This window comes from Saccharopolyspora taberi (assembly GCF_039534165.1).
In the GTDB taxonomy this organism is placed as follows: domain Bacteria; phylum Actinomycetota; class Actinomycetes; order Mycobacteriales; family Pseudonocardiaceae; genus Saccharopolyspora_D; species Saccharopolyspora_D taberi.
In genome coordinates this window covers 196,047-215,391 of the sequence record NZ_BAAAUX010000019.1, presented here as the reverse complement: position 1 = coordinate 215,391, position 19,345 = coordinate 196,047, and the positions used below count along the sequence as shown (strand labels likewise).

Sequence of the window (19,345 nt, the reverse complement as noted above, 5' to 3'; positions counted from 1 at the left end):
CCGGTTCTAGCGCCGGCGGTCGAGTGCGGCGGACAGCAGGGCCACGGCCAGCGCGGCGGCGGCCATGATCGCGCCGATCCACGACGGGGCGGTGAGACCGAGGCCGGCGTCGATCGCCTCGCCGCCCAGCCAGGAGGCCGCGGCGATGCCGATGTTGAAGCCGGAGATGTTGGACGCCGAAGCCAGCGCCGGTCCGTCGGCGGCCTTGTCGAGCACTCGCATCTGGACCGCCGGGACGATCGCGAAACCGAAGGCGCCCAAGGCGAACACCGTGATGATGGCGGGCACCACGGCGTGGGCGGTGGCCGTGAACACCAGCAGCACCGCGGTCAGGGCGGCCAGCGATCCGCACAGGGTGGGCATGACGGCCCGGTCGGCGAGCTTCCCGCCGACCACGTTCCCCAGGAACAAGCCCAGACCGAAGACCACGAGGATCCACGACACGGCGGTGTCCGGAAGCGCGGTCACCTCGGTGATGATCGGCTCCAGGAAGGTGAAGGCGGCGAAGACCGCCCCGAACCCCAGGGCGGTGACCAGCAGCGCCAGCCACACCTGCGGCCGGCGGAACACCGTCAGCTCGCCGCGCAAACCACCCTGCTCGGTGCGGGGCTGGGACGGCACCAGGCTGGCCACGGCCAGCAGCGCGACCACGCCGATCGCGCTCACCACCCAGAAGGTGGAGCGCCAGCCGAACTGCTGCCCGAGGAAGGTTCCCAGCGGCACACCGGCGACGTTGGCGGCGGTGAGCCCGGTGAACATCATCGCGATGGCGCTGGCCTTGCGGTCCGGGGCCACCAGGTCGGCCGCCACGATGGAGCCGATGCCGAAGAACGCGCCGTGGGTGAGCGCCGAGACGATGCGCCCGGCCATCAGGGTTCCGTAGTCGGGGGCCAGTGCCGCCAGCAGGTTTCCGACGATGAAGATCCCCATCAGGATCATCAGCATGGTCTTGCGGGGTACCCGGGTGCCCGCCGCGGTCATGATCGGGGCGCCGATCGCGACACCGACGGCGTAACCGCTGACCAGCAGACCGGCGGTCGGAATGCTGACCGACAGGTCGTTGCCGATGGTGCCCAGCAGGCCGACGATCACGAACTCGGTGAGTCCGATGCCGAAGGCACCGAGGGCGAGGGCGGCCAGCGCGAGTGGAGCGCGTTGGGTCCGGGCGGGTGAGGCCGCGGCCTCGGCCGTGATGGCCATGACGTGTCTACCTTTCTGCGTGGTGTGGATGGGATCCGCTGCGGGTGCGGAGCGCGGATTGCCGTAGTGCCGGGCTGGTGAGAGTCCGCACTCCGCACCCCGTCGGCCGCCACCAACCGGTGGGGGCGGCATCAGCTGAGCCCTTACGGTTCGTCGATGATCTGGATGATGGTTTTGCCAGGGGTGCGGCGGCTGGTGAACGCGGTCCCGGTCTCGGCCAGCGAGCGGACCGCGCCCACGACCGGGCGTAGACGGCCGTCCTGCACCCGGCGAGCCAGGTCGATGAGCTGGGTGCGGTCGGGTTCGACGATGAAGAACACGGCGCGGCCATCGGCGGGCCGGACCTTGGGCGGCGCGGCGATCGTGACCAGGCTGCCGCCGGGCCGCACCAGCGACGCCGAACGGTCGAGGATCTCCCCACCGATGACGTCGAACACCACGTGCACCGGTCCGGCGTCCTCCAGCCGCTCGGTCTCGAGGTCGACGAAGACCTCGGCTCCGAGTTCCCGCGCGGTGGCGCGGTCGGCGGTGCGCCCGGTGCCGATCACGTGGGCTCCGGCGTCCCGGGCCAGTTGCACCGCCAGCGACCCGACACCTCCCGCCGCTCCGTGGACCAGCACGGTTTGACCGGTCTCCAGGCGCCCGTGGTCGAACAGCCCTTGCCAGGCGGTGAGCCCTGCGAGGGGGAGCGCGGCTGCCTGAACGTGATCGATCGAGGCGGGCAGCGGCGCCAGGTTGCGGGCCTCCACCGCGACGTACTCGGCCAGGGTTCCGTCACGCGTCCAGTCGGTCAGCCCGAACACCCGCTGCCCGACGGTCAGTCCGGTGGTTCCCAAGCCCAGCTCGGCGACCACCCCGGACACCTCGTGCCCGGGGATCACCGGGGTGCGGTCGCGGCCGGCGCGGTCGGTCCAGGTGCCCGGCCAGTCCAGCTCCCCCGGGGTGAAGCCGGCCGCGTGCACCTTCACGATGACGTCGTTCTCGGCGGCATGCGGGTACGGCGCGTCCTCCAGCACGAGTCCGGCATCCCGGCCGTAGGTCCTGATCGCTTTCATCGTTTCTCCTCGACGGGGTCAGCCGGTGCCGGTGGTTCGTTCAGGCAGATTGGTGTCCTCAATGGACTGCGCGGTCCCTTCCGCAGTCCACCGCCCCATACTGGCGAGAAAGAACGGGCTGGAACGAGATCGATCTGCTCTACCATCGATGCGTGAGACTCACCAATCAAACCGGAACGGGGTTGGAGCGCCACGAGATCGAGGCCGTCCTGGCCGTGGCCGAGGAACTGCACTTCCGGCGCGCCACCGAACGGCTCGGGCTGGCCCAGGGGCGGGTCAGCCAGACCGTCAAGGCGCTCGAACGCCGCCTCGGTGTGGTGCTGTTCGAGCGCACCAGCCGCCGGGTCGCCCTGACCCCCGCCGGGCGGCGGCTCTACGAGGGCCTCGCGCCGGCCTACCGGCAGATCCAGGAGGTCACCGCGCAGGCCGTCACCATCGGCAAGGGCATCACCGGGACGCTGCGCGTCGGCTTCTCCTCGCAATGGGCGAGCGACATGGTGCTCAAGACCGCCAAGCTTTTCCGGCGCGCCTACCCGGACTGCGCCGTCGAACTCGAAGAGGTGCAGCTCAGGGACACGTTCGGGCCGTTGCGCTCGGGCGAGCTGGACTTGCAGCTCACGGAGTTCCCCGTCGACGAACCCGACCTGGTCGCCGGGCCGGTGATCTTCTCCGAGCCGCGTGCCCTCCTGGTGCCCGAGCAGCATCCGTTCGCCCGGTGCGGATCGGTCTGCATGGAAGACCTGGCACGCACCCCGCTGATCGTCATATCAGGAGACAGTCCCCAGTACTGGCGGGACAGCATCTATCCGCGGACAACGCCGCAGGGACGGCCGATCACACACGCTGCCTCCGCCGTGTACTGGGCGGAGGTACTGTCGATGGTCGCGTCCGGACTGGGCGTGTCACCCGTCGCGCTGCGCGCCGCTCGGTACCACGCCCGTCCCGGCATCGCCTTCGTGCCGCTCAGCGACGCGCCACCCCTCGAGTACGGCCTGATCTGGCGGTGTGACGGCGACACGGCACGGGTGCGGGCCTTCGTGCAGACGCTCTGCCGGACCACATCGGACCGACCGCGGTAACAGCACGTCGGCTAGGTTCCCGCTGCCGTGGTGAAGAGCCGGTTGCGCAGGCATTGCTCGAGGTAGGGAACGCCGGCGGTGTAGCCCGATCCGTGCGCGTTGCCGAGCATCCGGGCGGCGAGCCGGTAGTGGGTGATCTTCCAGCGCTGGTGGCTCGCCTCCAGCTGGTCGATGGCGAACCGCAGGCGCGTGCCGGCGGAGTCGTCGATGCGGCCCTGCCGGTGCAGATCGAGGAATGCGCGCGCCACGTTGTCCTGGCGGTGCGCGCCTGCCTGGACGGCCGGTACGTTGGTGAACGCCTCGGACCTGATCCTCGACGGCTTCGGTTCGCCGCAGCAGACCTCGAACCTCTTGTAGGACTCCGACTGAATGGCGCTGGCGCCTTCGGTGAACTGCCGGAAATCATGGAATTGGTCCGCGCGCATGGTGGCGACGATCCGGAACAACATGGCGGCCCGCTGGAATACCTTGTCAGCTCGGAGCAGCGCGGCAGTCGCGGCGTCAACCTGCCCGGCGCGCAATGCGTGGGTAGCGGCCTGGACGTCAGCGGTGAGCGTTCTGAATACGAGCTCGTGCGTTTGGAGCGCGCGGATGAAGAAGTATTCATCGTGCACCAGGGACACGGGCAAGACGGTGAGCGGCAGCCAGGCTCCGGCGGCGGTTCGGGGTGGTAGTGGCAGGTCGGTGATGTCCGCGCTGCCAAGGGCGGTCAAGAGTCGTTTGGCGTGTGTGATCCGTTTGCGACGAGTCTCCGGATCGGTGCGGCCTGCGCTGGACGGCTGGCTCTCATGCGCCACGATGTCGGCGATGAGCAGCGCGGACAGTCGCTCCGGGTCGAGGCCGGACCGAGGATCGGCCAGAACTTGGTCGAGCAGCGGGAGGGCGAGGTAGGTCTGGTTCCGAAAGCGGTCCTGGTGCCGGGCAAGGATGGCGTCGAGGAATGCGTGCAGGAATGGGTCACGGTTTCCGCGCCGGTGCTGGATTTCGGCGAGCGTCTCCAGCAACTGGTCGCCAAGCAGGTGCCTGCCGTGCTTTCTGACCTCCTTGGTGACCAGTTGGGCCAGCCGGAAGCCGTCACCGGCCGAATCCAGCGGCGCGGCGGACCACCCGTCGATTTCACCAATGCCCATGGCACTCCCATGCTCGCGGGGAAGATTGCGGTCGAGAGGCGTGTCTTGCGATGACTCGCCAGTGCGTCAAGGTTGCGGGAAGTCGAGATCCATACCGATGGGGTAAACCCCCGGCCAAACGAGGAAATACCACCGGACCTCGCGGGGTCTTCCCCAGGGCGTCCGTCTCTGGATCGGGGAGTGTTCGAACCGGTGGCACGCGGCCCTGCGTGACAAGGACTCCGCCGACGAGGAGCGCGGCCCGCGCAGCACCCACCTCTGAACCGGCGCCGCGGACCCGTGCTGCCACCCGGGTTGATCGTTCGATGGTCCGCATCCTCGCCGAGCGCGGGGAGGTCGACAGCCTGGAGCTCGGCCCCGACCTGCCGCGCTCGACGCTCACCCACCACACGAGCCTGCTGCGCGAATCCGGCGTGGTCTTCGTCCGCGCCGAGGGGCGCAAGTGCATGATCCGGCTGCGTGCCGAGGACCTCGACGCCCGGTTCCCCGGCCTGGTGCGGACGGTCCTGGCCGGTTACGAGGACGAGGGAGCGGCCGAGGAGGGTGGCGCGTGATCGGGAAGGTCTGGCCGCTGGTCATCGCCGCGGTCTCCCTGGGCATCGACGCCTATGTGCTGGCCGGCGTCCTGCCGGATATGGCCGGCTCCCTGGCCACGACGGCCGGGGCGATCGGGCTGGGCGTCACCGCGTTCACTGCCGCCTACGAGGCCGCGGGCCCGTTCCTGTCCCGCGTCCTGGTCGGCAGATCGACCCGTACCGCGCTGCTGGTCGCGCTCGGTGCGTTCAACCTCGGCAACCTCGCCACCGCGCTGGCACCGACGCTGGGCGTCTTCCTGACCTCCCGCGTCGTGGCGGGAGCGGGGGCCGGTGTGCTCACCGCGGTCGCCACGGCGACGGCCGGAGCTCTCGTGGCGGACCACGAACGCGGGCGCGCGATGGCGATGGTGACCTTCGGCCTGTCCACCGGGACCGTCGCCGGCGTGCCGCTGGGCATGCTGATCGGCGAACAGGTGGGGTGGCGCGGGACGATGGGCTTCGTCGTGCTCATCGGCGTGCTGAGCATGCTCGCCCTCGCCCTGCGTTCCGGCACGCTGCCGCAGCTTCCCGCCTCCCGCCGCTCCGGGAACGGCGCTGTGCTCAGGAGTCCGCGCGTCGCGTTGGGCATCGCGCTGTCCTTCGTCCTGGGGGTGGTCAGCCTCGGTCTCTACACCTATCTGCTGCCGATGGCGGACGAAAGCGGCCTGAACGGCTGGGGTTTCGCGCTCGTGTGGGCCTGGGGCATCGGCAGCGTACTCGGCTCCGGCCTGATCGGCAGACCGCTGGACGCGCTGGGCCCCCGACGGCTGATGCCGGTCGTCCCGGCCTGCCTCCTCGCCGCCTTCCTCATCGTCTGGCTCGTCGACAACCCCGCGGCATGGCTGATCGCCACCGCGGTGTGGGGCGCGAGCGGTTGGATCAGCGTGCCGGTCCTGCAACAGGCGCTCACCCGGGACCACACCGAGCAGGCCATGCCCATCGTCGCCTTCCAGATGGCGGCGATGTACCTCGGCTCCGCCGCGGGAGCGGCCGTGGGCAGCGCCCTGCTCGCCGGGGGCGTCACGTCCGACTCACTGCCGGGATGGGCCGCACTGGCCGCTACGGGCGGCGTGGTGCTCGCCGTGCTGATCGCCCGGCTGACACCTCCGTCCGCACCCGCCGCTACGCCGGACGCCCTCACCCCGCGGACCCCGACGGCACAGCACACGCCGGCTGAGTCACGCTGCCCTTAGCAGTCCAGGCGCGGGCAGCATCACGCCGCCCTGCTCGCCCCCAGCGGCGACTGCCGATGGGGGCGAGCAGGCTGGTCAGCGACACCTCACAGCCGAAGTCGGATGTCGTAGCGCGACAGCCAGTTGTCCAGCTGCAGTACCAGTTCCAGGCCCGCCCGGGCGTTCTCGTCGTTGCTGGCGGCGTGCGGACCGTCGACGACCTGCCGCACTGCCTGCTCGTCCAGCAGCGCCCGCACCGGAGCGTTGTGATCGGCGTACAGGTCGGCGACCTGCTTGCGCAGCGTCTCCGTGTAGGTGCTGTCCTGTGTGGCCGGATAGGGCACCTTCTTGCGCTCGATGATCGAGCGCGGCAGCAGGTCCTGCGCCGCATCCCGCAGAAGGCTCTTCTCGCGGTCGAAGCGCCGCTTCATCGACCACGGTGCGTTGAACACGTAGTCGACCAGGCGGTGGTCGCAGAACGGCACGCGCACCTCCAGGCCGGTCGCCATGCTCATGCGGTCCTTGCGGTCGAGCAGGATGGGCATGTACCGGGTGATCGCGAGGTACGCGATGACGCGCATGCGTCGCTCGTGTGCGTCCTCGCCGGGCACGTCCGGCATCTCGGTCAGCGCGTCGCGATAGGAGTCGGCGCGGTGGGCGGGCAGGTCGAGCGTCGCGAGCAGACCGCCGTTGAGCAGTTCGGTCTTGCGGGACTGGTAGCCGATCGCCAGCCAGGGGAACGTGTCCGCGTTCAGGCATTCGTCGTAGTAGAACCAGCGGTAGCCACCGAAGATCTCGTCCGCGGACTCCCCGGAGAGAGCCACAGTGGACTGTTCTCTGAGCGCGCTGAACAGCAGGTAGAGCGACGTGTCCATGTCGCCCATGCCCGGCATGTCCCGCGCCCGCAGCACCGCGTCGCGCACCTCGGGGTCGGTCAGCCGGTCCGTGGTCAGGACGATGTTCTCGTGCTTCGCGCCGACGTGGGCGGCGAGGTCGTAGGCGAACGGCGTGTCGGGGGTCTCCCGCATCGCGCTGGCGGTGAAGTTCTCGGTGTAGCCGGCGAAGTCGACGGAGAACGACCGGATCGGCTCGGAGCCCCGCTCGGCCAGTTCCCGCGCTGCCAAAGCTGTGACCACCGACGAGTCGAGGCCGCCGGACAGCAGCGTGCACAGCGGCACGTCGGCGACGAGTTGGCGGGACACCGTGTCTTCGAGCAGGTCTCGGACGGTTCCCACGGTCGCGTCCAGGTCGTCGGCGTGCTCGCGCGCCTCCAGGCTCCAGTAGCGCCGCTTGACGATCCCGGAGCGCCGGACGCGCACCAGCGAACCCGGCCTGACCTCGTACATGCCGCGGAAGATCCCGTGCTCCGGGGTCTTGACCATGGCCAGCAGCTCGGCAAAGCCCTCGGCGTCGACTTCGGCCTCGACCGACGGGTGGGCCAGGATCGCCTTGGGCTCGGATCCGAACAGGACCCCGTGGGGCGTCGGGAAGTAGAACAACGGCTTGACACCGAGCCGGTCCCGCACGAGCACGAGGGTTTCCCGCTGCTTGTCCCAGACCGCGAAGGCGAACATGCCGTTCAACCGCGACACGCAGTCCTCGCCCCACTCCAAGTAGGAGCGCAGCACTACCTCGGTGTCGCTGGAGGTGCGGAAGTGGTGGCCGCGGGCCGCGAGTTCGGACCGCAGCTCCCGGTAGTTGTAGACCTCGCCGGAGAAGGTCAGCACCGCCGCGGGGTCGTCGCCGCCCGCCGTCATCGGCTGCCTGCCACCGTCGATGTCGATGACCGCCAACCGCCGATGCCCCAGAGCGGCGTGCCCCTCGGCCCACACCCCGTAGGCGTCAGGGCCGCGGCAGGTCATCGTGTCGGTCATCGCTGAGGCGATGTTCCGCGGTTCCGGCTCAGCGAGATCGCGATCGAAATCTACCCATCCAGCAATTCCGCACACAGGCCAGACCCTTCCTGAATTTCGATAGCGGTGAACGGTTGCGGTGTCCCCAGATTGAACGGATGGAGTCGAGCACGGGCGGCAGTGGCAGGCAACCAACACTTCGGGAATGTGCTGTCGATCACCGGACGTGTGTCGACAATCACACCCTGATGGCGGATTTGTTTTCCGATTTCTGTATTCATTTATCTTCCGATTTCCTGGGTTGGCTGAAATGTTCTCTGTATTGCCGCAGTGGCTCTGCCGGAGTTCCGGCGAGAAACGCGCTACATGTGTCCTAATAGGACAACCTAGAGAGCGTCGACGATCATCAGGGCGGCGTGCAGTGAGGTCCGCGATTCGGCCGAGTCGAGCGAGGTGCCCAGGATGCGTTCGATGGTTTGCAATCTGGCATACAGGGTGGGGCGGCTCAGGCCGGTGATCCGGGCGGTGCGGGTCTTGGATCCGCCGCAGTCCAGGTAGGTCCGCAGCAGGCCGAGGAGGCCGTCGCTGCTGCCTGCGTCGTGTTCGAGCAGTCGGCCGAGCTCGGTTTCGGCGAAGGCTTGGACGCGGTGGTCGTCGCGGAGGAGCGCGATGAGGCCGCGGAGTCGCACATCGGTCGAGCGGTAGAGGCGGTTGGGTTCGGGCATGGTGATGCCGACGTCGGCGACATGTTCGGCTTCGGCGATTTCCCGCGCTGCGGCAAGCAGAGTGCTGGTGCTCGGTGCGGTTCCCGCGACCCAGGCTCCGGTTCCGTCGCGCTTGGCCAGGCGGTCGTTGAGTCCGGTGCACACTGCGCGGAGCGCGGTTTCGGGGTTGTCGCAGGACATCACCGCTGACACGGTTCCTTCGCGGCGGATGGAGACGATCGCGGTGTGGCCGGCTTCCGCGACTGCCTGGCGCAGCGCTGTGAGCAGGCGGCGGTCGATTTCACCCTGGGTCAGCGGATGCGCATCGGGTCGCTGGGGGACCCGGACGACGACCGGGACGTAGTGCTTGCCCGTCTTCAGGCCGAGTGCTTTCGCTCTGACCACGGCTTCGGTGTCGTCGTTGATCCGGCCGCTGAGCATGTCCTGGAGAAGGCCGCCGAGGGCGTGGACGACGAGTGCGTCGCGTTCTTGCTGGAGCATCCGGTGCAGCTGCAGGGATTGCGCCGCGCGTTCGAGCACCATTTTCGCGCGCGGTGCGTCTGGTGCTTCGGCCGGAAGCACGAGCCGCCCCCATCGTTCTGTCCCGACACCGACCGGTACTGCCGACCACTCGGAAGTCGTTGCGGCATTGGGGGAATCGTGCAGCCGTGAGCGGTCCGCCCATTGGTCCAGCAGCTGCGAGGTCGACGTTCCCGCCGCGCAATGGGCCAGCACGTGCCGGTTCAGGTCCTCCAGCACGAGCGGCGCGTCGAGGATCTGCGATGCGCGCGTGACGATGTCGCTGCTGGTGGCGCGCGCGATGTTGAGCGAGGTGAAGATCTCGTGGGTGGTGCGGGCGAAGCTGACCTCGTCGTACTGCTCGGCCACGATCCGGCGGTGGACCTGCTCGGTCACTTCGACGAAGCGGATCTCGGAGTCGAGCACGACGACGGGAACCCCGGCCGTCTCGGCGACCGCTTCGAGGCCGGCGGGGACCTCGCGCAGGTGCGTGCCGAGTTCGACGACGAGTCCGGCGACCTGCTGGGCGCCGAGCATGGCGAGGTAGTCCGAGACGGCCGCGGGGCTGCCGGAGAGCGGTAGCCCGGTGCTCAAGACCAGTTCGCCGCCTTCCAGCAGGTCGGTGAGGTCGGTGGACTCGCTGATGTGCACCCACCGCACCGGGCGATCGAGAAGGGCGTGGCCTGCGACGACCCGCGGGCGCCCGGCCGCGACGACCGGTAGGGCGAGCACATCGCGAACAGTCGGGACCATATGACGAATTGTAAATTGATCCGCCTGATTCTTTCCATCATGTCGGCCCTGGAGCTGGCAACGTCCCAGGGGTCAAGCCGAAAGCCGCAGGCATCGGCGATCCACGCCTGGAGATCTCGAGCGAGGGAAGAAGCAGTGGCGAACACCGGTCAGTCGCAGATCGTGCACTGGGTGAACAACAAGCCGTTCCACGGTTCGAGCGGGGCCACGGCCCCGGTGACCAATCCCGCGACCGGCGAGGTGACGCGGGAGGTGGTGTTGGCCGACACCGCGGACGCGCAAGCCGTGATCGAGGCCGCCGCGGCCGCGTTCCCGGCCTGGCGGGACACGTCGCTGGCGAAGCGGACCGCGATCGTCTTCCGGTTCCGCGAGCTGCTCAACGAGCGCAAGGAGGAGCTCGCCGCGATCATCACCAGCGAGCACGGCAAGGTCCTGTCCGATGCGCTGGGCGAGGTCACCCGCGGCCAGGAGGTCGTGGAGTTCGCCTGCGGCCTGCCTCATCTGGTCAAGGGCGGGTTCACCGAGAACGCCTCCACCGAGGTGGATTCCTTCTCCGTGCGGCAGCCGCTCGGGGTGGTGGGCATCATCTCGCCGTTCAACTTCCCGGCGATGGTGCCGATGTGGTTCTTCCCGATCGCGATCGCGGCGGGCAACGCGGTGGTGCTGAAGCCGAGCGAGAAGGACCCGTCGGCCGCGTTGTGGCTGGCCGAGCTCTGGGCCGAGGCCGGTCTTCCGGACGGCGTGTTCAACGTGCTGCAGGGCGACAAGCTCGCCGTCGACGAACTCCTGTCGCACGAGGCGGTCAAGGCGATCAGCTTCGTCGGCTCCACGCCGATCGCTCGCCACGTCTACGCCACCGGCACCGCGAACGGCAAACGCGTCCAGGCTCTCGGCGGGGCCAAGAACCACGCCGTCATCCTGCCCGACGCCGACCTCGACCTCGCCGCGGACGCGATGGTCAACGCCGGATTCGGCTCCGCCGGAGAGCGCTGCATGGCCATCTCCGCGGTCGTCGCGGTCGGCGGTGTCGCCGACGAGCTGGTCGCCAAGATCGCCGAGCGAGCCGGGTCCATCAAGACCGGTGACGGCACGCGCGGCTGCGACATGGGGCCGCTGGTGACCGCGGCGCACCGGGACCGGGTCGCGTCCTACGTGGACGCTGCCGAGCGGGACGGCGCGAAGATCGTCGTCGACGGCAGGCAGGTGCGGGCCGACGGCGGCGAGGACGGGTTCTGGCTCGGCCCGACCCTGCTCGACCACGTCGGCACCGGGATGAGCTGCTACACCGACGAGATCTTCGGCCCGGTGCTCTCGGTCGTGCGCGTCGAGACCTACGACGAAGCCCTGTCGCTGATCAACTCCAACCCGTACGGCAACGGCACGGCGATCTTCACCAACGACGGAGGCGCCGCGCGCCGCTTCCACAACGAGGTGGAGGTCGGCATGGTCGGCATCAACGTGCCGATCCCGGTCCCGATGGCCTACTACAGCTTCGGCGGCTGGAAGAGCTCGCTGTTCGGTGACACCCACGCCCACGGCACCGAGGGCGTGCACTTCTTCACCCGCGGCAAGGTCGTCACCTCCCGCTGGCTCAACCCCAGCCACGGCGGCCTGAACCTCGGCTTCCCGCAGACCGCGTAAGGAGGACCACGGATGACTCTCATCGACGATGCGGCCAGGACCTACGAACTGGACCGGCGCCACGTCTTCCATTCCTGGTCCGCCCAGGCCGGCCTGGATCCCATGGTCATCACGCGTGCTGAGGGGTCCTACGTCTGGGACGGCGAGGGGAACCGGCTGCTCGACTTCTCCTCGCAGCTGGTGAACACCAACATCGGCCACCAGCATCCCGAAGTCGTGGCGGCCATCGCGGAGCAGGCCCGCAAGCTGGCCACGATCGCCCCGCAGTACGCCAACGACGTGCGGTCCGAAGCGGCGCGGCTGATCGCCGAACGCGCCCCGGGTGATCTCGACCGGGTCTTTTTCACCAACGGTGGCGCTGACGCCAACGAGCACGCGGTGCGCATGGCGCGCCTGGCCACGGGCCGCCCGAAGGTCCTGAGCCGGTACCGCTCGTACCACGGCGGAACGCAGACGGCCATCAACCTGACCGGGGATCCCCGGCGTTTCCCGAACGACGCCGGGGATGCCGGGGTGGTCCACTTCTTCGGGCCGTACCTGTACCGCAGCCGCTTCCACGCCCGGACCGAGGCCGAGGAGTGCGAGCGGGCGCTGGCGCACCTGGAACAGGTCGTCGAGCTGGAAGGGCCGCAGACCATCGCGGCGATCCTGCTGGAGGCGATCCCCGGAACGGCCGGGATCATGGTTCCCCCGCCGGGCTACCTCGCCGGCGTGCGGGAGCTGTGCGACCGGCACGGCATCGTGCTGATCATCGACGAGGTGATGACCGGGTTCGGCCGCACCGGCGCCTGGTTCCACTCCGCGACCGACGGCATCGTGCCGGACCTGCTGACCTTCGCCAAGGGCGTCAACTCCGGCTACGTCCCGCTGGGCGGCGTGCTGCTCGGAGAGCGCATCTGCGACCACTTCGCACACCGGCCGTACCCGGGCGGGCTCACCTACTCCGGACACCCGCTGGCCTGCGCGGCGGCGGTGGCGGCGATCAACGTCATGGACCGCGACGGGGTCATCGACAACGCTCGAAGCATCGGCACGGAGGTCATCGCTCCAGGGCTGTCCCGGCTCGCCGAGCGCCATCCCAGCGTGGGCGAGGTGCGCGGGCTCGGCGTCTTCTGGGCCATCGAGCTGGTCAGCGACCGGGATGCTCGCACCCCCGTCGCGCCGACCGGTGGTGGCAGCGCGATCATGAGCGATGCGGTGAGCACCGCGAAGTCCCTCGGCCTGCTCCCGTTCGCCAACTCCAACCGGATCCACGTCGTGCCGCCCTGCACGATCACTCCGGCGGAGACACGGGAGGGCCTGGACCTCCTCGACAAGGTCCTCGGCCGGGTCGATGATCTGATCGCCGAAGGGGCGGTCTAGAGGTGTCTTGAAAGCCTGAGGTGTGGGTGGCCAGGTCGATCATGGCTTGGTAGGACAAGGCGGTCTTGTCGTATGGAGTGGCGATCGCGCGGAATTGTGTGAGGCGGCCGAAGCAGCGTTCGGCCACGTTGCGGCGCTTCTAGGGCGGCAAGGACCCGGTCCGGGCAGGTGCGTGGTCTGCCCGGACCGGGATGCCAAGGCTTTCGGCAAACACGCCGTCGTGAAACCGTTGTCAGGCAGAGGCGATGGTGAGTGGAATCTGCAGAGTGCCCAGCTCCTGTCGAGTGGGCGCGGTGACGCTGACGGTGAAGTTGCCACTGGTCGGACCTGTCCGCAGCGGCGAGGCCGTGGCGATGCCGTCCTTGTCGGTCGCCGCGCCGTACACCGTGCCACCGGCCAGAAAAGCCGATCCGCTGCTGCCCTCGACGGTGAAGGTGATCCCAAGATCTTTGACCGGTTTGCCGTCGACCTGGACACGCACATCAAAAGCGTGCGGGAAGTTGGTGTAGCGCCCGACGGTCTGGCCACTGGCCGCGGGGTTCATCAAGCTGATCGCACCGTTCGACAATCCAGGAACGAGCAGCAGGTTGTGCTTACCGCCGGCACTGACGAAGGCGACTTTCGCGCTCTTCAGCCTGGGCGGCACCGTGCTTTGCCCTTTGTCGTCGGCACCCCAGGCGTCAAGGGTACCGTCCTGCTTGATCACCACGTTGTGACCGTAACCAGCACTGACGGCCATGATTTTCACTTTCTTCAGGTCATTCGGCGTCTTGTCGCTTCCTTCGTAGCTCCAGGCGTCGAGGACACCGTCCGCCTTGAGCACCATGTTGGGGTCCCACCCCGCACTGATGGCAGTGACTTTCGTGTCCTTCAGCCGTTTCGGCACCCAGGACTGACCCTCATCCTCATCCGACACCCCGGACGCGCAGGTGTCGTACCACCAGGCGTCAAGGTGGCCGCTCTGCTTGATCATCAAGTTCCGCAAACCACCCGCGCTGACGGCAATGGCTTTCGTGTTCTCGTGCTCCGGCGGCACCTTGCCCTCCCCGCAGTTGTTCTCACCCCAGGCATCGAGGAGGCCGTCCTGCTTGATCACCATGTTGTGGTTGCCGTAAGCGCTGATCGCGAGGATTTTCTGGCCCTTCAACCTGTCCGGCACAGCGCCCTGCCCATCTTTGTTGTAACCCCAGGCATCGAGCGTACCGTCCGACTTGATCACAAGATTGTGGTAGCGACCCGCAGAGACGGCGGCGATTTTCACTTTCTTCAGCCTGGGCGGCACCGTGCTTTGCCCGCTGCCGTCGGAACCCCAGGCGTCAAGGGTGCCGTCCGGCTTGATCACGAGGTTGTGGTAGCCGCCCGCGCTGATGGCGGCGACCTTCACGCCCTTCAACCGATCCGGCACCGAGCCCTGCTTTTCCCCGTTGTCTCCCCAAGCGTCGAGAAAACCCTCGCCAGCCGAAGCTGAAGCTAAAAGCGCCTCCTCCTCGCCTTCGATCCGTCTTTCGTCCACTGTGCTCACATGGTGAGCGACCGTACCCATGTCGTCCCTCCCGAGCCGAGTACTCCTCACGACTTGTAAGCGAGGTTGAGGTTCTCGCCACCTTGTACACCGATGTTGAGGTTCAACTCGATCTTCTTGAACCCCGGCGGGGCCGCTTCAGACGCCTTGACCACGGCCAGATCGGTGATGGCATTGTTGCCCTCGGTCGAATTAGTGGTGGTGGCGAGGTAGAGGGGAATCGGCCCGGCTCCCTCATTGAGATCTTGCTTGTAGAAGAGATAGGCGCCCGGATCTTCCTTCCATTTCAGGTAAAAAACGAGGTTGACGATCGAGGGTTTATTGGCTGCTCTTGTGTAGCCGAGGTAACGTGCGGTGCCCTTGCTGTTGATGTTCGTCTTGATTTTTGTGTATCCTTCGATGTCACTGTCGTCCGGGAAGAACGCTATGTGAGTAATCCCCTGTCCCGCCAGGACCGACTCGTCGCCCATCCTTGCATTTTCCGGTTCCGTCATCGTTTCCCCCCTCGAACAGTTCCTCCATGCGCGGTCTCCCGCGAGCTCACACCCAGTGCAGGTGCCACGCCCGAAGGTCACAAGTCCGTACGCGCCCCGAAACCGGATCGGACGACGGCCATTTACCGAGAGTCGCCGCCCCGAGGAGGCAGACAGCAGCGTCGCGGGCGAGGTGGAACAGCGGCAATGTCCACACGTCGGCGGGCGCAGCCCCGGCTGACCTCACATCGGGTCGAGGTCGATCAGTCCGCGGCCCCAGACGTTCTGGTCGTGCTTGGTGTCGCTTTCCGGTCGGACGGAGAGCTTTTCGAGAATCTTGTCGCGGTCGAGCGTGGGTTCCTTCTGCAGCAGCAGGGCCACGACACCGGCCATGAACGGGGCGGACATGCTTGTGCCCCTGCCGACGACGTGGGTGGAGTCGGGCGTGTCCTCGCTGTCGGGCTTCTGCGTGATCTTGCTGGACAGGCACGTCACGATCACCGCACCCGGAGCCGCCACGTTCGGTTTCGCGTTGCCGTTGCGCAGCGGGCCCCGGCTGCTGAACGGCGCCATCGCGTCCTCGGTGTAGTCGCTGTGCTGCCAGTCCAGCTCGTTGAGGTCGGTCCACTTCTTGCGCGACATGTAGGCGCCCACGGTGATCGCCTCGTAGGCGGCGCCGGGAGCGGCGATGGTCATCGTGGTGCGGGCACCGGGGCCCGCCAGATAGACGTCTCCGGTGCACCACACGTCGACATGGCTCGTCGTGGCCATGCCGAAGTTCTTGCCGCGCAACACCAGCTTCCAGAAGGATCTCGTCTTCCCGGCGTTCTGCGGCGGAGTGGCCGAGACACCGATGTAGTGGCACCGGTTGCGCGGGTCCACCATGTGGTAGAGGACGACATCCCAGTTGTCCAGCTTGTGGCTGGTGTAGGGCTTTCCCGAGGTGATCACGCTTTGCCACGGGGTCCGCGCTCCGCTCGGCGCTTGGAACGCGATCTCGATCTGAACCTTGCCCGAATACCACCCGTAGACGCCGAAGGCGCCGTACTTCTCGTAGAAGCCGTAGTTGCACGGGATCGTCGTTTCGCCGCGCCCGACCTCGGCCTCTGCCCGGATCGGGCTCGACCCCTCGTTCCCCGCAGAACAGCACACGACCACACCGGGCCCCGAGATCTCGTCCACTGCCCTCGACAACGCGTCTGTACCGTCGTGAGGGTCCTGCCCGCAGCCGAGGCTCAGGTTGATCACCAGCGGCTTCTTGGCTTCCCGAGCGACGCGGGCGAGGTAGCGGATCCCGTTGATGACATCCGATGTCTTGCGCTTCGACTTGACCACTACCAGGTCCGCTTCGGGAGCGACCCCGCGGTAGACCGATCCCGCACCGGCGGCGACGCCGGCCACCATCGTGCCGTGGCCGTTGGTGTCCTGCGACGTTTGCACATCGGCACCGGTGTATTCCTTCCCGTACGCCCCTTCGGGGACACCGGTGCCGGTGACCGTCTGGTCCCAGATCCGCTGCACCCGGCCGGTGAAGTCGGCGTGGGTGGAGTCGATCCCGGTGTCGACGATCCCGATGATCACTCCCTTCCCGCTGGTGCCCGCGCGCGTCCGGTACTTGCCCAGGCCGACTTTCTCCGCAGCGACGTCCAGGTGCAGCTCGACGTGCTCGTCCTCGCCGATCCACTCCACGCCCGGGTGCTCGGCGAGCTGCTCCAGAGCGGGCAACGGCACGGTCGCGGTGCGCACGCGCCGGCCGCCCTCGTTGATGCTGACACCAGCGTCGGCGAGACCGCTGAGGTCGGCGTCCGGGCTGCACAGCAGGTTCACCACAACGTGAGCCGGTTGCGTTTCGTCGGACGGCGCGACGACTCCGGCGAGCTCATGCCTGTCGACGTGAGCCGACAGTCCCTCCCACCCGGACTCCAGGTAGGTGTCATAGGCTCGGGCCAGCGTCGGCGAAATCTTCCCATACTCCACGGAATCCCCCAAGAAACCAGCGAACGTTCGGCTTCACCGTCCACCCTGACCGACGCCAGAACAGCACGCCCGGTCATGGTTCGGATACCACTCGGACGGTGGGCAGTAACGCCCGGGCAGCGGGCGACGAGCCAATCGATACTTCACTTCGACGGACCCAAAAAGCCCGATGAACAGCATCCCATTGATCATCCGGCGGTCATCGTTTCTCGGACGCCCTTTCGAGCCCGAAACGGCAACAGCGGCTCGATGACCCGCCACTGCTTATCAGTCAACTTATGCCTACACACTCTCAGCCCTAGCTGCCGGTCTTCGCAACGCGGTTCGCCTCCCGAGCTTGCCGGCTCGGGAGGCGAACGTGGATCGGATGCGGAAACCCGTCGTGCTACACCGGATTCGCGGCTCCCTGCCCCGTTGGCACCTCACCACTGTGGACGGAGTCGTCGTTCAGGGCGTGGTCGAGTTGTCCGGTGCGAAACCCACTGCGGATCGCCCACCAGTAGCCGGTCAGCGCGACTACGACGATGGCGCCCAGGTCGTAGGGCTCCGGCAGCGCCGGTGCGGCCAGTGGGCCGAACTCGCCGTAGTAGGAAAGCGTCAGGACCGTGAGAAGCGTGGTGATCAACCAGATCCCGGAGTCCAGGTGCTTGCGGCCCTCGCGGGTGCTGAACACCCTCAGCGCCGCGAGGTACAGGGCCAGGCTCACCGCCATCGCTGCGATGTACCAGGGGAAGTCCCAGCTTCCGGGGCGCTGGGTCTCGGTGGTGTTCATGAACCAGCCACCGCGGGCGTTGATGAAGACCCATGCCGCGAGGAACAGGGCGGAGAGCACCCAGCCCGCGACGCGGGGAGTCCAGCCTGTGCGGACCGACGTGTAGGCGCCGTAGACGACGAGCCCGGCGAAGGTGATGACCAGCAGCTGGACCAGTGCGGTGAAGCCCGTCGCGTAGATGATGAACAGTCCGGCGACGTAGCCGGCGGGCGCCCAGAACCCCAAGGCAGGCAGGCGCCAGGTGCGCGGGGCGTGCGGTGCCGTGCGGCGCAGGACGTGCGCGATCGGACTGCCCATCAGGTAGCTCAGGACCAGCGCCGCCGACACGACCGAAACCAGCTGGTACCAGCTCGGGAACGGCAGCATGAACAGCGCGCTGACGACCAGCGCGAGGACCAGCGACACCCAGGGAACGCCGAACTTGTTGACCTTGGCCAGGGTTCTGGGGGCGTAGCCGTCGACGCCGAAGGCGAAGGAGGACCGAGCCGCGCCGCCGAAGGTGACCCATCCGTTGCCCGCGGGGGAAACCGCGGCGTCGATGAGCAGGACGGTCGCGAAGGCACCGAAACCTGCTGCTCCCAGCGCCTGGAACAACGGGGCCGAGGCCCAGCTGCTGCTTTCCAGCGCGGACCAGTCGCCGGGTGCCACGCCGGCGCTGCCCCAGTCGAGGGCGCCGAGGAACCCGATCTGCAGGCCGAGGTAGACCACCATCGGGATGAGGCAGGAACCGATGATGGCCAGCGGGATGTTGCGCCTGGGGTTGCGCGCTTCGCCGGCGTAGTCGAGGATCTGCCGGGATCCGACGTAGGCGAACGCGATGCCGCCGATGACCAGCGCGTGCACGACTCCGCTCGATCCGGTCGGGAAAAATCCACTTCGGATGGTGAGGTTGCCCGCGCGGAAGCTGAAGAACAGCAGCACGAAGGTGATCGTCGGCACGACGATCTTCCAGATGGTGACCCAGGTGTTGACCTTGGCGAGCAGCTTCACGCCGAAGAGGTTGAGCACGAAGAACAGCGCCAGGATGGCGATTCCGCCGAGGATCCCGTTCGGCCACGCGAGGACCGTCGTGCCGCTGTCGACGCGGACGAGTCCCAGTTCGGGGAAGCTGCCGCCGAGATAGGTCAGGGTGGCCTGGGCTTCGACCGCGGGCAGGCAGACGGTGCCGATCCAGTACCCCCATCCCGTGATCCAGCCGGTGAGCATCCCGTGGGACAGCGCCGGATAGCGGACGATGCCGCCGGAGCGGGGGAACAGGGTGCCGAGCTCGATCCAGGGCAGCGAGACGATCAGGACCATGATCGCGCCGATGATCCACGACAGGATCGCGGCCGGGCCGGCGACCGAGGCGGAGGACAGGACGGCGAACAGCCAGCCTGATCCGATCTGGGTGCTGACGCCGAGCAGGGTGAGCTGCCAGAGGCCGAGGCTGCGCTTGAGCTTCGCGTCGGGGTTGCCCGCTGCGGCGGGTGGTTCGGATATGGTGTTCATGAATCCTCCTACGGGATTCAGCGGTCCGGTCTCATTGCCGTGAGGTTTCGGCGGACCGCGGGGCCGA

14 protein-coding genes and 1 pseudogene are annotated in these 19,345 nt (G+C 67.8%); 5 read left to right on the top strand and 10 right to left on the bottom strand.

The genetic code is table 11. From position 1 onward, the window contains the following. Positions 1-6: 6 nt before the first annotated feature. Together ABD691_RS22775 and ABD691_RS22770 are read right to left on the bottom strand one after the other, a co-directional pair. A complete protein-coding gene (locus ABD691_RS22775) occupies positions 7-1,200 on the bottom strand; it encodes an MFS transporter (RefSeq protein WP_344682896.1) in 1,194 nt (397 codons plus the stop codon). A gap of 143 nt (positions 1,201-1,343) precedes the next feature. Further along, the gene (locus tag ABD691_RS22770) at positions 1,344-2,255 is read right to left on the bottom strand and encodes an NADP-dependent oxidoreductase (RefSeq protein WP_344682894.1); all 912 of its coding nucleotides are present in this window, start codon (positions 2,253-2,255) and stop codon (positions 1,344-1,346) included. Between the two features lie 152 nt (positions 2,256-2,407). Between ABD691_RS22770 and ABD691_RS22765 the strand changes: the two genes are divergently transcribed. Beyond that, entirely contained in the window at positions 2,408-3,334 is a 927-nt protein-coding gene (locus tag ABD691_RS22765) for a LysR family transcriptional regulator (RefSeq protein WP_344682892.1), read from the top strand. Positions 3,335-3,345: 11 nt separating this feature from the next. On the opposite strand, the gene ABD691_RS22760 is transcribed toward ABD691_RS22765, so the two are convergent. After that, on the bottom strand, positions 3,346-4,464 hold the full coding sequence (locus ABD691_RS22760) for a tryptophan 2,3-dioxygenase family protein (protein WP_344682890.1): 1,119 nt from the start codon (positions 4,462-4,464) through the stop codon (positions 3,346-3,348). Between the two features lie 305 nt (positions 4,465-4,769). On the opposite strand from ABD691_RS22760, the gene ABD691_RS22755 reads away from it, so the two are divergent. Then, on the top strand, positions 4,770-5,018 hold the full coding sequence (locus ABD691_RS22755; protein WP_344682888.1) for a transcriptional regulator: 249 nt from the start codon (positions 4,770-4,772) through the stop codon (positions 5,016-5,018). Then, positions 5,015-6,232, top strand: a complete 1,218-nt coding sequence (locus ABD691_RS22750; protein WP_344682886.1) for an MFS transporter — start codon at positions 5,015-5,017, stop codon at positions 6,230-6,232. Before ABD691_RS22755 ends, ABD691_RS22750 begins: the two co-directional genes overlap by 4 nt. A gap of 86 nt (positions 6,233-6,318) precedes the next feature. Here the strand turns inward: ABD691_RS22750 and asnB are convergent, their stop codons facing one another. From asnB to ABD691_RS22735, 3 genes and pseudogenes are all read right to left on the bottom strand, one after another. After that, positions 6,319-8,160: an asparagine synthase (glutamine-hydrolyzing) gene (gene asnB / locus ABD691_RS22745; protein WP_344682884.1), complete on the bottom strand. Its 1,842-nt coding sequence runs from the start codon at positions 8,158-8,160 to the stop codon at positions 6,319-6,321. Positions 8,161-8,450: 290 nt separating this feature from the next. After that, positions 8,451-9,683, bottom strand: coding sequence for a PucR family transcriptional regulator (locus ABD691_RS22740; protein WP_344683504.1), 1,233 nt, complete (start codon positions 9,681-9,683; stop codon positions 8,451-8,453). 33 nt (positions 9,684-9,716) lie between these two features. Next, positions 9,717-10,040: pseudogene (locus tag ABD691_RS22735) on the bottom strand (PucR family transcriptional regulator ligand-binding domain-containing protein); the annotation flags it as partial. Positions 10,041-10,175: 135 nt separating this feature from the next. Between ABD691_RS22735 and ABD691_RS22730 the strand changes: the two are divergent. Both ABD691_RS22730 and ABD691_RS22725 read left to right on the top strand, forming a co-directional pair. Further along, positions 10,176-11,681 carry a CoA-acylating methylmalonate-semialdehyde dehydrogenase gene (locus ABD691_RS22730; protein ID WP_344682882.1) on the top strand — a complete coding sequence of 502 codons (1,506 nt, stop codon included), beginning with the start codon at positions 10,176-10,178 and terminating at the stop codon, positions 11,679-11,681. Between the two features lie 12 nt (positions 11,682-11,693). After that, positions 11,694-13,043 carry an aspartate aminotransferase family protein gene (locus tag ABD691_RS22725; protein WP_344682880.1) on the top strand — a complete coding sequence of 450 codons (1,350 nt, stop codon included), beginning with the start codon at positions 11,694-11,696 and terminating at the stop codon, positions 13,041-13,043. A 232-nt stretch (positions 13,044-13,275) separates the two neighbouring features. On the opposite strand, the gene ABD691_RS22715 is transcribed toward ABD691_RS22725, so the two are convergent. The 4 genes from ABD691_RS22715 to ABD691_RS22700 all read right to left on the bottom strand — a co-directional run bounded on the left by ABD691_RS22715 (position 13,276) and on the right by ABD691_RS22700 (position 19,278). Further along, the gene (locus ABD691_RS22715) at positions 13,276-14,565 is read right to left on the bottom strand and encodes a hypothetical protein (protein WP_344682878.1); all 1,290 of its coding nucleotides are present in this window, start codon (positions 14,563-14,565) and stop codon (positions 13,276-13,278) included. 47 nt (positions 14,566-14,612) lie between these two features. Further along, positions 14,613-15,035 carry a hypothetical protein gene (locus ABD691_RS22710; protein ID WP_344682877.1) on the bottom strand — a complete coding sequence of 141 codons (423 nt, stop codon included), beginning with the start codon at positions 15,033-15,035 and terminating at the stop codon, positions 14,613-14,615. 246 nt (positions 15,036-15,281) lie between these two features. Then, positions 15,282-17,015 carry a S8 family serine peptidase gene (locus ABD691_RS22705; RefSeq protein WP_344682876.1) on the bottom strand — a complete coding sequence of 578 codons (1,734 nt, stop codon included), beginning with the start codon at positions 17,013-17,015 and terminating at the stop codon, positions 15,282-15,284. A gap of 385 nt (positions 17,016-17,400) precedes the next feature. After that, positions 17,401-19,278 carry an APC family permease gene (locus ABD691_RS22700; RefSeq protein ID WP_344682874.1) on the bottom strand — a complete coding sequence of 626 codons (1,878 nt, stop codon included), beginning with the start codon at positions 19,276-19,278 and terminating at the stop codon, positions 17,401-17,403. Positions 19,279-19,345 lie beyond the last annotated feature (67 nt).

Excerpts from the sequence above, each read along its gene's own strand:
- ABD691_RS22775 (WP_344682896.1), bottom strand. The coding sequence starts at position 1,200 with ATGGCCATCACGGCCGAGGCCGCGGCCTCACCCGCCCGGACCCAACGC.
- ABD691_RS22770 (WP_344682894.1), bottom strand. The coding sequence starts at position 2,255 with ATGAAAGCGATCAGGACCTACGGCCGGGATGCCGGACTCGTGCTGGAG.
- ABD691_RS22760 (WP_344682890.1), bottom strand. The coding sequence starts at position 4,464 with ATGGGCATTGGTGAAATCGACGGGTGGTCCGCCGCGCCGCTGGATTCG.
- ABD691_RS22755 (WP_344682888.1), top strand. The coding sequence starts at position 4,770 with ATGGTCCGCATCCTCGCCGAGCGCGGGGAGGTCGACAGCCTGGAGCTC.
- ABD691_RS22725 (WP_344682880.1), top strand. The coding sequence starts at position 11,694 with ATGACTCTCATCGACGATGCGGCCAGGACCTACGAACTGGACCGGCGC.
- ABD691_RS22710 (WP_344682877.1), bottom strand. The coding sequence starts at position 15,035 with ATGGGCGACGAGTCGGTCCTGGCGGGACAGGGGATTACTCACATAGCG.
- ABD691_RS22700 (WP_344682874.1), bottom strand. The coding sequence starts at position 19,278 with ATGAACACCATATCCGAACCACCCGCCGCAGCGGGCAACCCCGACGCG.